This window comes from Streptomyces sp. NPDC021356, from assembly GCF_040641015.1.
Taxonomy (GTDB): domain Bacteria; phylum Actinomycetota; class Actinomycetes; order Streptomycetales; family Streptomycetaceae; genus Streptomyces.
The window spans coordinates 109,990-122,878 of record NZ_JBFACU010000020.1; the positions used below are offsets into that span (position 1 = coordinate 109,990).

Here is a 12,889-nt window from a genome sequence, read left to right on the forward strand (position 1 = left end):
CGGGCACGAGGTGCCGGCGCGGGCCGCGGGGCTGGAACGAGGCCGGGGCCTGGCAGCGACCGCGCGAGGTCCTGCTCACCGAGCCGAACCCGGTGCGGAAGCCGGACCGGTTCCGCTGTGTGGTCGATTCCTCGCCCGCCAGGGTGCGGCCCGGGCGCGCGTCCGGCTGGTGTCCCGTGCACCGGCTCGTTCGTCCTCGCGGCCGCCGGCCTGCTGGAGGGCGGCCGGGCCGCGACCCACTGGCGCTACGCCGAGCAGTTCAGGCGGCTCTTCCCACGGTGGACCTCGACACCGACCCGCTGTACGTGGCCGATCGCGGGATCCCGGCCGGCGGCGTGACGGCCATCGACCTGTGCCTGCACCTGGTCCGCGAGGACCACGGCAGTTCCGTGGCGAACCGGGTCGCCCGGTACCACGTCGTCGCCCCCATGCGCGACGGCGGGCAGGCGCAGTACATCGAGCACCCGGTCTCCGGGGACGCGGGTCCTCGACGGCCGGGGCACGGGCGCTGATGACAGCGCACCTGGAGAGGCGGCTGGCCCTCAAGGACCCCGCGGCGCACTGCCACATGAGCGTACGGACGTTCACCCGGCGGTTCAGGCAGGAGACCGGGCTCTCCCCCGCCGCCTGGCTCACCTCGGCCCGTCTGGAGCACGCGCGCCACCTGCTGGAGTCGACCGAGCTGCCCGTGGACGACATCGCCGCCCGCACCTGCCTGGGAAGCGGCACGAACCTGCGCCGGCACATACGGGACGCCCTGGAGAGCACCCCCCTCCGCCTACCGCAGGGCATTCCGCTCCTCCCCCGCCGCACACACGACGAAGCCGGTACGTGCCACATGATGCCCGTTCGACGCCAGGCGGCCGCGAGTCCGCCGCTTCCGCACGGGCCCGCCCGGGCACACGTCACAGACCGTCCTTCAGCATCGATGTCAAACCCCGGACTTACCAGCCGTTCATCAGCGGGGCCTCGCCTCGCTCACGCGAGGCACCACGACGGGATCAGACGGTGAGGACGAGCTTGCCCTGGAGGTGACCGGCGTCGAGCAGCCGGTGCGCGTCGGCGACGCGCTCGAAGGGGAACGTCTCCTGCACGTGGACCCGGAGCCTGCCCTGTTCGACGAGTTCGACGAGACCTCGCAGGGCGACCGGATCGGGGTCGACCGCGATGCCGCTGAAGCGCATGCCGGCCGCCTCGTACTTGGCGATGAGCGCCGGATCCTCCTCGGCGACCGCCGTCACCAGGTGACCGCCGGGGCGGAGTACTTCGAGTGACCGCTCGACGGTGTCGCCGCCGATCGTGTCGAGCACGACGTCGATGTCGCGGACCGCCTCGGTGAAGTCGACCGCCGTGTAGTCGATCACCTCGTCGGCGCCGAACCCCTCGACGAACTTCCGCTTGCTCCCACTGGCAGTCGTGATCACGTGTGCGCCGAAAGCTTTCGCGATCTGGATCGCGACGTGGCCGACCCCGCCGCCACCGCCGTGGACCAGGACGCGGTCCCCCTCGCTCACGCCACCGAGGTCGACGAGCCCCTGCCACGCCGTCAGCCCGACGACCGGCAGTGCCGCCGCCTCGACGTGCGAGAGCGACGCCGGCCTGCGTGCCAGGTGCAACGCCGGCGCCGACACGACCTCGGCGTACGCACCCGCCGCCCGCGGGAACAGCGGCATCCCGAACACCTCGTCGCCGGGCCTGAACCTGTACGTCAGCGACCCCTCCTCGACCACGCCGCTGATGTCCCAGCCGAGGACGAACGGCGGCCGGCCGAGCAGCGGGGGGAACTCGCCGGCGCGCAGGAGCGCCTCCAGCGGGTTCAGCCCGATCGCCTTGACACGGACGAGAACCTCGGTCGGGAGGGGCCGGGGCTCGGGCGCGTCCACGATGGTGAGCACCTCGGGACCGCCGAACGTCTGCTGGGTGATGACTCGCATGACTCTCCTGGCTCGGAACTGGCTCGGAACTGGCTCGGAAAGGGGGGAGAGAAGCCAGGCTATGTTTCCGACAGGAACCAGCAGGTACCTTTGCCGCCATGAGCGGTTTCGGTCCCGGTGATCCCTTTCTCGCCGACTGTCCGGCGCGTCTGGCGGTCGAGCTGATCGCCGACAAGTGGACGGTGGTCGTGCTCTACGGCCTCAGCAAGGGCCCGGTGCGCCATGGCGGGTTGATCGAGCTGATCGGTGGCATCTCCCGCAAGATGCTCACCCAGACGCTCCGACGGCTCGAGGCGCACGGACTCGTCCGCCGCCACGCCTACGCCGAGGCGCCGCCCCGCGTCGAGTACGAACTCACACCGCTCGGGGCCACGCTGATCGATCCGATCCACATGCTGACCGAGTGGGCGAGGGCGAACGGCGACGCGGTCCTCGATGCGCTCGACGCCGACCCCGAGCCGGTCACCCACAGCGGCTGAGGCTCCCGCACAAGCGTCTCACCGGTCTCATCCGCCAGGCACAGCCGCTACCGCTGACCCGACCGCCCGCGCGGCCCCCGCTTCCGGTGACCTGCCGGCGGACGCTCCGAGAAGACGATCAGGGCCGGGTGAGTTGGGCGGCCACGGCGTCGAGGACCCAGTCCAGGCCGGTCGCGAAGGACGCCTCGGCGTCCACGTCCGTGCCGTCGTGGACGGCCTTGGCCAGCGCCGGGAAGCGGCCCGTGGCCAGCATTCTCGTCACATGCGGGCCGGAGGCGCGCTGCCAGTCGGGCGTGGACAGGCCCGTGGCACGCTCGGCCCGCAGGTTCGCGATCTCGCGCCTGATCGCGCCGGTGGAGTAGGCGCTGACCGTCTCCACAGCGCGCAGGACGGTGTCGATGTCGGCGAGGCCGTCCAGGGCGGCCAGCTTGGCCTCGGTCACGGCGAGGCCGTTCGGCCCAAGGGCCGGGCGGCCCCCGAGAAGGTCGGCGAGCCATTCGTGACGGAGAGCGGCCTGCCTGGTGCGGTGGGCGGCAATGCGCAGCGCCTCCCGCCAGTCACCGGGCTGCTCCTCGGGGACGATCTCGGCGTGGACCTCGTCCACCATGAGGTCGAACAGCTCCTCCTTGGTGGAGATGTATCCGTACAGCCGCATCGGGCCGGCGCCCAGCCGGCCGGCGACCTTGCGCAGGGACACCGCCTCCAGCCCGCCCTCGTCGGCCAGCGCGACGGCGGCGGCCACGATCCGCTCCCGGTCGAGCGGTACGGGGCGTCTCGGCGGCTCGGGTCGGTCCCACACAGTCATAGTTCCACCGTACCGTTGCGATGCATCGTAAAGAGATAATACAGTGTATCGGTATGAGGCACCGTATCGCTGTGGTCGGCAGTGGCCCTGCCGGCCTTGCCTTCGCCCGCGTCCTGCACCGCCATGACCACCCCGTCACCGTCCTCGAACGCGACTCCGCCCCCGACGCCCGCCCTCCTGGCGGCACGCTGGACCTGCACGAAGGGCTGGGCCAGCTCGCGCTGGACAAGGCGGGGCTGCTGACGGAGTTCCAGGCACTGTCCCGTCCCGAGGGACAGGCCATGCGCATTCTTGACACGGCTGGGGCCGTCCTGCGCGACTGGCGGCCCCGTCCTGAGGACCGAGCCAATCCCGAGATCGACCGCGGGCAACTCCGCGATCTGCTGCTCGGCCCTCTCGATGTCCGGTGGGGGCGGGGCGTGACGCGGGTGGTGCCAGGGCCCCGGGACGGGGGCGGGGACGGCGTACTGGTCCATTTCGCGGACGGGCGACAGGAGACGTTCGACCTCGTGGTCGGCGCGGACGGCGCCTGGTCCCGGGTCCGCCCGGCGGTCTCGTCGGCGACGCCGCACTACACCGGCGTCACCTCGGTCGAGACCTCCCTGGACGACATCGACACCCGCCACCCTGACCTCGCCCCGTTGATCGGCGACGGTTCCGTGGCCGTGTACGGCGAGAACCGATCTCTCGTCGCCCAGCGCAACAGCGGCGGCCACGTCAAAGTGTACGCCAAGTTCCGCGCGCCGCTGGAGTGGCACACGAACCTGGACCTGGCCGACGTGGCGGCCGTGCGATCGGGCCTGCTGGCTCTGTTCGACGGCTGGGCCGATCCCGTCCTCGACCTCCTCCGCCACGGCACCGCTTTCGTCCACCGCCCCCTCTACGTCCTGCCCGTGTCCCACACCTGGACCCACGTCCCCGGGGTGACACTGCTGGGCGACGCCGCCCACCTGATGCCCCCGTTGGGGGCGGGCGCGAACCTCGCGATGCTGGAAGGCGCCGAACTCGCCGAGTCCATCGCCACCGGCCCCGGAGATCTGGACGAGGCCGTCCGCGCCTTCGAGGAACACATGTGGGCACGCGCCGGCAGGTGGGCGAAGATCACGACGGCGGGTCTGGAACGCCTCGTGAGCCCGGACCCCGCCGAAGCCCTCGCTCTCTTCGACCAAGTCCAGTCATCCTGACTGGACTTGGCCACTTGGCGGCGACGAGGCCGTCCAGCCACGCCTGGTGACCGATGAGCATCGGGTTCGGGCCCCGCGTGAGGCGGCTGGGGACGCGCTGGTACGTCCGAGCAGACGAGGCGGCCCGGTCACACCGAGCCGGTGGGGCCGAGGGCGGGGACGTGAACTGAAGGTCGCACGGGTTCCTGTCGCGCGTGTCCGCCCCGCCCCCGACTGCAACGCACCTGCTCCGGAACCTGTTTGGGGACGCATCCGCCCGATACGACGACCGGCGGCACCCCCCGGCCGCCTCCCGGACAGCCCTGTGGGGCCCGGCCGTGTTCTCGGCCGGGCCCCACAGGGCAGGTGTGCGGTGTCAGGTCACCATCGGTACCAGGTCACCATCGGTGTCAGGTCACCATCGGTACCAACGGCCGCGGCTGCCGCCGGCGCTGGTGGAGCGCATGACGAAGCCGAGCAGCCACACCACCAGGACGATCAGGGCCACCCACCACAGGATCTTGAGGGCGAAGCCGGCGCCGAAAAGGATGAGCGCGAGAAGCAGGACAAGCAAAAGGGGAACCATAGTTATCTACCTCCTGACCCTCCGACTGCCCTGCATCATGGTGCTCATTCCTCGAATGTGCCTTTGTTTGCGGGGAGAGAGTCGGGGCACGAGCCGGTCACCGCAACAGCGAACGGAAGCTCTGAGGAGGCCCATTCCATGAGTGCCGGCGAGAAGGCCAAGGCGAAGACCGAGCAGGCCGAGGGCAAGGCCAAGGAGATGGTGGGCGGCGCCCTCGGCAACGACCGTATGGCCGCCGAAGGACAGGCCGAGAAGAGCACCGGCGACGCCCGCGAGGCCAAGGAGAAGGCGAAGGACGCGTTCAGGCACTGACGTCCCTCTCGCCCCTCGACCCTCAGGAAAACGAGGGGGTCTTCCTGGTGATGGAAGGCCCCCTCTGTGCTGTCGTCAGCGGCCGGGAGATCCTGGCCGCTGGAAGGCGCTGTCCCACGTCTTCTTTCCCTCCGGAAATCCTTGCCGGAACCCTTGGGTCCGGAAAAGGGGCAGGCAGCAACTCACACAAGGGTGGATGCCGAAACGGCTGACGGACGCAGCATGCCGACGGACGGGGGCTGTTGGCGGGCGGCCCCGCGGCCGACGTGCCCTCTGCCTGCCCATGTGCGTCAGGAGAGGGACGGTGGACTACGGCTCACCCGTCGCAGAACACGGTCACCGGATTCCAGAACCCCAGGTGCGTGGGACCCGTCCCGTACTTCGCGCGCAGGCCGGCGGCAACGGTGAGGACCGCAGAACCGCCCCGTCAGGGGGTCCAGGCGCCGGTACGGCCTCACGTGTCGCCGTCCGGCCGGGCGGCGGGGCTCACGTCGTCGTCCGCCTGACCGGCTTCCCCCTGTGCGCCTGACGTGCCGCTCAGCAGCGGGGAGCGGGCCAGCACCATCACGGCCGCCGCGGCCGCCGCGGCACACAGGACCGCCAGGAGGATGAACAGTCCGCCGCGGACCCTTTCGTGGAAGACCAGCACGCCCCAGAGGATGCCGATGACCGGGTCGGTCATGGTCAGGCCGGGCTGTGTGGCCAGCAGGCCGCCCGCGTTCATCGCCGACTGCAGAAGGAACATCGCGCAGGCGCCGACGGCGATCATGGCCCACAGTTGCCAGCCGGTGAACACGGCGGACAGGCCCTGGGAGTAGCGGGTCGTCACCCCTTTGATCAGCGCGGCGGTCAGTCCGAAGGCACACCCTGTGGTCACCCCGAGTACCGCGGCCCTGCGGGTGCCCGACACCGCCCTCGCCCACAGGACGCCGGCCGCGATCAGTACGACGTTGGCTCCTCCGCCGATCAGCCATCCCACCCAGGACACCGACGAGGATCTGCCCTGACCGGGCCCCAGCGCGAGTACCAGTCCGGCCACGCCCGCGGCCATGACCGCCGAGGCCACCCATTCGCGGCGGCCCAGCCGGTTCCCGAGCAAGAAGCCGGACAGGATCAGCGCCACGGGCAGGTCCAGCGCGAGCAGCGGCTGGACCGCCGAGATCTGCCCGGAACCGAGGGCGACCGCCTGCAGCAGGAACCCCGCGATCAGTGACAGCACCCCGCCGAGCCAGACGGGCCGGTGCAGCAGGTGCCACACCAGGCTCAGGCTCATGTTCTCCTCGGTGGACTCCTCCCGGGCAGCTTTGCGCTGCAACGCCGACGCCAGAGCATTGGCCATGGCAGCCAGCACGGCCAGGAAGGGACTGAGCAAGGCGGCCTCCTAGGTCCATGAAGGACGCGTACCGTCCACCGGTCGACCGGTTTCGGCGACACCAGACCTCGTATGGGCAGATTAAGACATACTGGACGACCGGAAACGGCTTCTGACCCGCCTTTCTGCAGGACCGCGGCTCCCATCGGTCCCCCTACTGCGAGGAAGCGTCCCCCGCGTGGTTCTGGGCGGGCGTCAGGGCCGCGGGTGCCGGGGCCGCGGGTGCCGGGGCCGCGGGCGTCGCTCGGCCGCGTCGTCCGACGGTCGCGATGACGGTGGTGAGAGCACCGGCGAGCAGTCCCCAGAAGGCGGAGCCGATGCCCAGGAGCGTGACACCGGACGCGGTGGCGAGGAACGTGACGACGGCGGCCTCCCGCGACGACTTGTCGGACAGGGCCGTGGTCAGGGAGCTTTCGATGGTGGCCAGCAGACCGACACCCGCCGTGGCGAGCACCAGGGCGTTCGGCATGGCGGTGAGCAGGGACGCGACGGTGGCGCCGAACACACCGACGCAGAGGTAGAAGACCCCGGCCCACACGGCGGCGGTGTACCGCTTGGTCCGGTCCGGGTGCGCCTCCTCACCGGTGCAGATGGCGGCGGTGATGGCGGCGAGGTTCAAGCCGAACGCGCCGAACGGGGCGAGCAGGACGTTGACCGCTCCGGTCCACGTCATCAGCGGGGACACGGGCACGTCGTAGCCCGAGCCGCGGAGCACGGCGACCCCGGGCAGGTTCTGCGAGGCCATCGTGACCACGAACAGCGGCACCCCGACGCTGATCAGGACCTTCCAGTCGAAGTCCGGTGCGACGAAGACGGGTGTCGCGAGCGAGACCCGCAGCTTGTCCAGGCGCCATCCCCCGGTGAGGACCGAGGCGAGGACGCCGCCTGTGAGGGCGAGCAGTACGGCGTACCGCGGAGCGATGCGGCGCGCGAGGACATAGAGCACGAAGACGGGGAAGGCGATCGCGAAACTGTCCTGCATCGTGCTGAACAGTCCGGTGCCGAACCGCAGCAGTACTCCGGCGAGCAGGGCCGAGGCGAGCGGTACGGGGATGCGGTCCATGGCGCGGGCGAACCACCCGGTCAGGCCGGTGATGAGGACGAGAAGGGCCGAGCAGACGAACGCGCCGACGGCCCGTCCCATGGACACCCCGGTGAGGCTGGTCGCGAGCAGGGCCGCGCCGGGTGTGGACCACGCGGTGACGATGGGTGCGCGATGCCGCAGGGAGAGACTGACGCAGGTGAGGGCGAGCCCGACGCCGAGCGCGAGCATCCAGGAGCCGATCTCCCGGGACCCCGCGCCCGCCGCCTTCGCCGCGGTGAACACGAGCGCGGCTGAACTGGTGACGCCGACGGTGACGGCGATCAGGCCGGCGGCCACGGCCGACGGTGGGGCGGCCGCGCGTACACGGGCGGTGAAGGAGGGCATGCGGGGCAACTTCCGAGGCGGGGCGGTGAGGTGCGGGTGCTCGGCAGGGGCGCCGAGCGTTGCGGGTTTTCCGAGCGTTGCGGGTGTTCCGAGCGTTGCGGGTGCTCCGGGTGTTCCGGGCGCGGGTGTTTCCGATCGTTCCATAAACGGAACGTTCTGTTTGTGGAACACTAGGCAGGGGGGCCGAGAACCGTCAACCAGGGCGACGAGAGCGGGAGCGCGACCGGCGATGGGGCTGAACGACGAGGTGGGGCGCAGGCTCCGGGAGCTGCGCACGGCCCGGGGACTGACACTCTCGGAGCTGGCACGGCGCTCCGGCGTGGGCAAGGGCACGCTCTCGGAGCTGGAGAGCGGCACCCGCAACCCCACGCTCGAGACTCTCTACGCGCTGACCACGGCACTCAACCGGCCGCTCAGCGCGGTACTCGGCGGCGACCTGCCGCCGTACACCCGGCAGCACGAGGGCGCCGTCTTCGGCAGTGCGGTCACGGCGGTCCTGATCGAGCGGCACGAGAACGCCGAGGCGGTCACCGACGTCTTCCGGATCACCATCGCCGCGGGTGCCACGCAGGAGTCCGCCGCACACGTCGCGGGGACGACGGAGAGCCTGATGATCCTGAGCGGGACGGCCGTCGTGGGAACCCTGGACGCGCCGGGCAGCGTCGGGCCGGGCGAGTCGGTGTGCTGGCCGGCCGACACCGCGCACCTCTACAGCGCCCCGCACGGCGACGCGCACGGCATCCTCTTCGTACGCTACCCGGCGGCCGCGCTCTGACCTCCGGGGCGACAGCCGGTGGACGGCGCGGTGCTCAGCCGCGGCGGCAGGTGGAACCGCGACGCCGCCCGCGGATCGGCCGGTTGGGATGCCGGTGGTGCCTCAGTGCCGGGTCAGACCGCCGACCGGGACGGCGGCGACGTGGCCGGTCGCCGGGAGGGTCTGAGCCAGGGCGAGGCCGATGTCGACCAGCGATGACCGGCGCAGGCGGGCGACATCGGGAATCGCGGTCCGGACCGACTCGGCGATCTCGCCGTTCGGCTCCGGCCGCAGCCGGCCGCCGGTGATGCGGACCTGGTAGAAGACGCCGACGTTCTGATGCTCCGGTCCGCCGGGGACGGCACGTTCGGCCGCGGGGATCACCCGGGAGTCCACACCCAGCAGGCGTTCGGCCACCGCGTCGCAGCCGGTCTCCTCAGCGACCTCCCGGATCACCGCGTCGAACGGATCCTCCGCGTGCTCGACCCTGCCGCCCGGCAGGGTCCAGTCGCTCTCGCCCTTCGCCGGCACGTGACGGGCGAGCAGCAGCCGCCCGTCCTCGATGCACACGGCGTATGCCGCCAGCCGGAAACTCATTCCCCCACACCTCCCACCGGACCCTGTCCCGACGTGTGAGTTCCGTGCGGGGTCGCGAGCGCAGGGGCCTTCCACGCCCTACACCGGTGCCCCGACTCCGTGCAGCAGGGTGGCCACGACACGTGCGGCCAGCTGGTCGACGGCGCCGGTGTCGACCACCTCCCGCCCTTCTTCGGCCGCTTCGTGGATCAGGGCGTAGTAGACCCGGCGGGCCCACTCCAGGTCGGTGTCGGCCGACAGCAGGCCGGCCTCCTGCGCGCGACGGAAGAGCTGCTCGCACTGGGCCAGGACGTCGGCGTGCACCCGCGCCGCCTCGGGGTCGGACGGAGCGGTCCGGCTCATCGCGAAGCTCCAGCCGATCTTCACCTGAAGGACGTTGACGGTCACCTGGTGCAGGGCCACCAGCGGCGGGGAGGTGAGTGGGCGGGCGGCCTCCACGGCCTGGTGGAACCGCTCGGTCGCCCAGGTCACCAGCGCCTCGACCAATGCCTCGCGGGTGGCGAAGCGCCGGTGCACGGTGGTGCGGGCCACCCCGGCCGCCGCTGCGATCTGTTCCATGGTCGCCGCCGGGTCGGCGGCCAGCACGCGTTCGGCCGCCTCCAGGATCGTCCGCACGGTCCGCTCCGCGTCGGCGCGCAGCGCGCGCCCCCTCGTCTCCATGAAGCAGACAGTACATCCAAGACGCGCATCATGGATTACTTGCAACACTGATGTTGCGTCTAATAGCTTCATTGCGTCGCTGAAGTCGCGACTGGTTCATAGCCACGACAGGAGTGCACCCATGGATCTGCAGCTGACGAACACCACCGCCGTGGTCACCGGCGCGAGCCGCGGCATCGGACTGGCCATCGTCCAAGCGCTCACCGCCGAAGGCGTTCACGTGGTCGCCGCCGCCCGCACCATCACCCCGGAGCTGAAGGAGACGGGCGCCCTGGCCGTACCGGTGGACCTGCTGACCCCCGACGCCCCCGCCCAGCTGATCGAGCGCGCCACCACCGAACTCGGCGGCCTCGACCTGCTCGTCAACAACGTCGGCGGCGGCGACAGCGGAGAAGGCCAGACCGGCGGCTTCCTCTCCTTCACCGACCAGCAGTGGCAGCAGTCCCTCGACCTGAACTTCCTGGCCGCCGTGCGGACCAGCCGGGCGGCGCTGCCCAGCCTGCTGCGCCGCCGCGGAGCGCTGGTCAACATCTCCTCCAACGGCGCCCGGATGCCGCATGCCGGGCCCGTCACCTACACCACCGCGAAGGCCGCGCTGACCGCCTTCGGCAAGGCACTGGCGGAGGAGTTCGGGCCGCAGGGCGTGCGTGTCAACACCATCTCGCCGGGCGCGGTGCGTACCGCGATGTGGGAGAGCCCCGATGGCTACGGCGCGGAGCTGGCCCGCTCCATGGGGGTCACGCACGAGCAGTTGCTTGCTCAGATCCCGGCCGCGACGGGCATGACCATCGGACGCCTGCTGGAACCGTCCGAGGTCGCCACGGCTGTCGCCTACCTCGCCTCGCCCCTGGCGGCCGGCATGTCCGGCACAGACCTGCTGATGGACGGTGGGTCCGTCAAGACCGTCTGAGACGACGTCCAAGGCGTGGTCCGGCCCGCGGCTTCCCGGCCCGAGCAGGTCACTTCAGGCCGACTGCACCCACCTGAATCGGCCGGAAGGCCCGCTTGGCTTCGTCCATCCCGTAGGGCTCTGGTCCGACTTCTGTGATGTGCCCACTCGCCTCGGTTCCGGCCGAGGCCGGCCTCGCGTCGGCCGGTCGAGCCGGTGCCCGGCCGGCGGAGATCCCGGGGCGAGGACGCACCTGACCCCTTGTCAGCGAGTTCGCCCCTCCCTACCTTTGTGCAGCGAGTCCTTGACCCGGCGGGCCCACCGGCCGGCGTCGGCGGTTGCCTGCTCCTGAGCGCACGACAAACCATGGAGGCGACGCGGCGGTCGCCCATGGCGTGCATCGCGGCGTGTACCCGGAACCGGACGCCGGAGGTCGCCACGAGGACGGCTTCGCCTTCCTGCGCCCATGGCTCACCGAGGAGGAGACGGCCGGCGGCGACCGGCACGACCAGCTGCGCCTGTTCCTGTCCCGCAGCTTCGAGACCGACCCCGGGACCGGCGCGGACGCGATGCTGCTCGACGACCTGGAACCCACCGCCGAGTTCGCCCGGACGGCGCGCACGGCAGCCGCCTGCCACCGCTTCACCGACGAACTGTCCCGGAACAGGCCTGACTTCACGGTGGACCGGATCCTTCCCGAGCGGATCGCCGACCTGCTGCTGGCCCAGTGGGGCGGCACCCGCGCCGACGCCGAGATCCACGCACTGGACCGGGGGTTCGACTCCTTCGCGGCCGCGATCGAAGCGGCCCGGCCGTACTACCCGCTGATCAAGCTTGCACCGAGGACCTGACGCCATGGACGTGCTGCACCGCCTCACCGACGACACCGACACCTTCCACACCACCCTCGCGCAAGGCGAACCTGCGGTGTTCCGCCCGGCGGACCCGCCGAGCGAGCTGTTCCCGCTCGACGAACTGGACCACTGGCTCGACACCGGTCTGCTGCGGGTGCCGTACCTGCAACTGGCCACGGAGGAGGGAGAGGTCGAACTGCCCCGGTACTGCCCGCCCCGTGCGGTCCTGAACCGCATCGGACACGGCTACGTCGACGGAGCCGCGGTACGGGAACTGCAGACCGGGGCGACCTTGCTGCTGCGCTACGTGGACCAGTGGCACCCCGGCATCCGCGGCTTCTGCGCATCGATGCGGGAGCGACTCGGCCGCCAGGTGGAGGCGCTCTACTTCGTCACCCCGCCGGGCACCCGAGGCCGACCGGTGCACCGCGACGACGCCGACGTCCTCGTCGTCCAGATCAGCGGAACCAAGGACTGGCACCTGTACGGCGCCCCGGACACCGACCGGTGGGCCCCCGGCGCCGCCGCCGTGACCGACGCGCCCGAATTCACCGCTCACCTCGCCCCCGGCGAGATCCTCTACGTCCCGCGCGGCCACGCGCACCGCGCCCTCGCCACCGGCGCCCACGCGTCCGCCCATCTGTCGTTCACCGTACGCGAGGCGGGCGGAAGCCACCTGCACGCCGCCCTGGCCGACCTCCTGTCCGCCCGGAGCGTCCCGCTGCGCCCGATCGGCGAGGCCCAACTCCTGGACGCAGCCGACCAGATGCTCGCCGCGGCCCGCACGGCCCTGTCCGGAGTGACCGCCGAGACCCTGGTCGCCCGAGCCCGCGGCCGCATGCGCGCCGTCGCACCATCACCGAAGCCCGGACAGCGGGGCCCGCTCGCCGACGCGACACGTGAAAGCCGCCTGCCTGACTGAAGGAGCTGGGTCCGCTCGACCTGCTGCACCGACGGAGAAGAACACAACTGGCAGCGTGCGGGCGGAAGTCGGTGTGATCGCACGGTGGCGTCTTTCCGCCCCGAGCCGGCCGGGGCCGGGCCACCGGGGTCGT

16 protein-coding genes are annotated in these 12,889 nt (G+C 71.4%); 9 read left to right on the plus strand and 7 right to left on the minus strand.

The genetic code is table 11. The features are described 5' to 3' along the window. The first annotated feature begins 278 nt into the window (after positions 1 to 278). Both AB0G56_RS26090 and AB0G56_RS26095 read left to right on the plus strand, forming a co-directional pair. On the plus strand, positions 279 to 512 hold the full coding sequence (locus AB0G56_RS26090; protein WP_360973301.1) for a hypothetical protein: 234 nt from the start codon (positions 279 to 281) through the stop codon (positions 510 to 512). Between the two features lie 56 nt (positions 513 to 568). After that, on the plus strand, positions 569 to 1,012 hold the full coding sequence (locus AB0G56_RS26095; protein WP_360973369.1) for a helix-turn-helix domain-containing protein: 444 nt from the start codon (positions 569 to 571) through the stop codon (positions 1,010 to 1,012). Here AB0G56_RS26095 and AB0G56_RS26100 read toward each other — a convergent pair. Then, entirely contained in the window at positions 1,002 to 1,934 is a 933-nt protein-coding gene (locus AB0G56_RS26100) for an NADP-dependent oxidoreductase (RefSeq protein WP_360973303.1), read from the minus strand. The two genes, AB0G56_RS26095 and AB0G56_RS26100, sit on opposite strands and share 11 nt — an antisense overlap. Positions 1,935 to 2,032: 98 nt before the next feature. Here AB0G56_RS26100 and AB0G56_RS26105 point away from each other — a divergent pair, with 98 nt between their 5' ends. Beyond that, on the plus strand, positions 2,033 to 2,413 hold the full coding sequence (locus AB0G56_RS26105) for a helix-turn-helix domain-containing protein (RefSeq protein WP_360973305.1): 381 nt from the start codon (positions 2,033 to 2,035) through the stop codon (positions 2,411 to 2,413). A 118-nt stretch (positions 2,414 to 2,531) separates the two neighbouring features. Here AB0G56_RS26105 and AB0G56_RS26110 read toward each other — a convergent pair whose 3' ends face one another. Then, positions 2,532 to 3,218, minus strand: coding sequence for a TetR/AcrR family transcriptional regulator (locus AB0G56_RS26110; protein ID WP_360973307.1), 687 nt, complete (start codon positions 3,216 to 3,218; stop codon positions 2,532 to 2,534). Between the two features lie 53 nt (positions 3,219 to 3,271). Here AB0G56_RS26110 and AB0G56_RS26115 point away from each other — a divergent pair, with 53 nt between their 5' ends. Beyond that, positions 3,272 to 4,402: an NAD(P)/FAD-dependent oxidoreductase gene (locus tag AB0G56_RS26115; RefSeq protein ID WP_360973309.1), complete on the plus strand. Its 1,131-nt coding sequence runs from the start codon at positions 3,272 to 3,274 to the stop codon at positions 4,400 to 4,402. 394 nt (positions 4,403 to 4,796) lie between these two features. On the opposite strand, the gene AB0G56_RS26120 is transcribed toward AB0G56_RS26115, so the two are convergent. Further along, positions 4,797 to 4,967, minus strand: a complete 171-nt coding sequence (locus AB0G56_RS26120; protein WP_360973311.1) for a hydrophobic protein — start codon at positions 4,965 to 4,967, stop codon at positions 4,797 to 4,799. A gap of 138 nt (positions 4,968 to 5,105) precedes the next feature. Here AB0G56_RS26120 and AB0G56_RS26125 point away from each other — a divergent pair, with 138 nt between their 5' ends. After that, entirely contained in the window at positions 5,106 to 5,279 is a 174-nt protein-coding gene (locus AB0G56_RS26125) for a CsbD family protein (RefSeq protein WP_360973313.1), read from the plus strand. A gap of 454 nt (positions 5,280 to 5,733) precedes the next feature. On the opposite strand, the gene AB0G56_RS26130 is transcribed toward AB0G56_RS26125, so the two are convergent. Further along, the gene (locus tag AB0G56_RS26130) at positions 5,734 to 6,651 is read right to left on the minus strand and encodes a DMT family transporter (RefSeq protein WP_360973315.1); all 918 of its coding nucleotides are present in this window, start codon (positions 6,649 to 6,651) and stop codon (positions 5,734 to 5,736) included. Between the two features lie 154 nt (positions 6,652 to 6,805). After that, complete coding sequence (locus tag AB0G56_RS26135; RefSeq protein ID WP_360973316.1) at positions 6,806 to 8,080, minus strand: benzoate/H(+) symporter BenE family transporter; 1,275 nt, start codon at positions 8,078 to 8,080, stop codon at positions 6,806 to 6,808. Positions 8,081 to 8,309: 229 nt separating this feature from the next. On the opposite strand from AB0G56_RS26135, the gene AB0G56_RS26140 reads away from it, so the two are divergent. Further along, positions 8,310 to 8,855, plus strand: a complete 546-nt coding sequence (locus AB0G56_RS26140) for an XRE family transcriptional regulator (RefSeq protein WP_360973317.1) — start codon at positions 8,310 to 8,312, stop codon at positions 8,853 to 8,855. Between the two features lie 102 nt (positions 8,856 to 8,957). Here AB0G56_RS26140 and AB0G56_RS26145 read toward each other — a convergent pair whose 3' ends face one another. Together AB0G56_RS26145 and AB0G56_RS26150 are read right to left on the minus strand one after the other, a co-directional pair. Then, complete coding sequence (locus AB0G56_RS26145; protein ID WP_360973319.1) at positions 8,958 to 9,431, minus strand: NUDIX domain-containing protein; 474 nt, start codon at positions 9,429 to 9,431, stop codon at positions 8,958 to 8,960. Positions 9,432 to 9,509: 78 nt separating this feature from the next. Continuing rightward, the gene (locus AB0G56_RS26150) at positions 9,510 to 10,091 is read right to left on the minus strand and encodes a helix-turn-helix domain-containing protein (RefSeq protein WP_360973321.1); all 582 of its coding nucleotides are present in this window, start codon (positions 10,089 to 10,091) and stop codon (positions 9,510 to 9,512) included. A gap of 121 nt (positions 10,092 to 10,212) precedes the next feature. Between AB0G56_RS26150 and AB0G56_RS26155 the strand changes: the two genes are divergently transcribed. The 3 genes from AB0G56_RS26155 to AB0G56_RS26165 all read left to right on the plus strand — a co-directional run bounded on the left by AB0G56_RS26155 (position 10,213) and on the right by AB0G56_RS26165 (position 12,756). Further along, the gene (locus AB0G56_RS26155; RefSeq protein WP_360973323.1) at positions 10,213 to 11,001 is read left to right on the plus strand and encodes an SDR family oxidoreductase; all 789 of its coding nucleotides are present in this window, start codon (positions 10,213 to 10,215) and stop codon (positions 10,999 to 11,001) included. Between the two features lie 386 nt (positions 11,002 to 11,387). Then, positions 11,388 to 11,831: a hypothetical protein gene (locus AB0G56_RS26160; protein WP_360973325.1), complete on the plus strand. Its 444-nt coding sequence runs from the start codon at positions 11,388 to 11,390 to the stop codon at positions 11,829 to 11,831. 4 nt (positions 11,832 to 11,835) lie between these two features. Continuing rightward, positions 11,836 to 12,756, plus strand: a complete 921-nt coding sequence (locus AB0G56_RS26165) for a cupin domain-containing protein (RefSeq protein ID WP_360973327.1) — start codon at positions 11,836 to 11,838, stop codon at positions 12,754 to 12,756. Positions 12,757 to 12,889 lie beyond the last annotated feature (133 nt).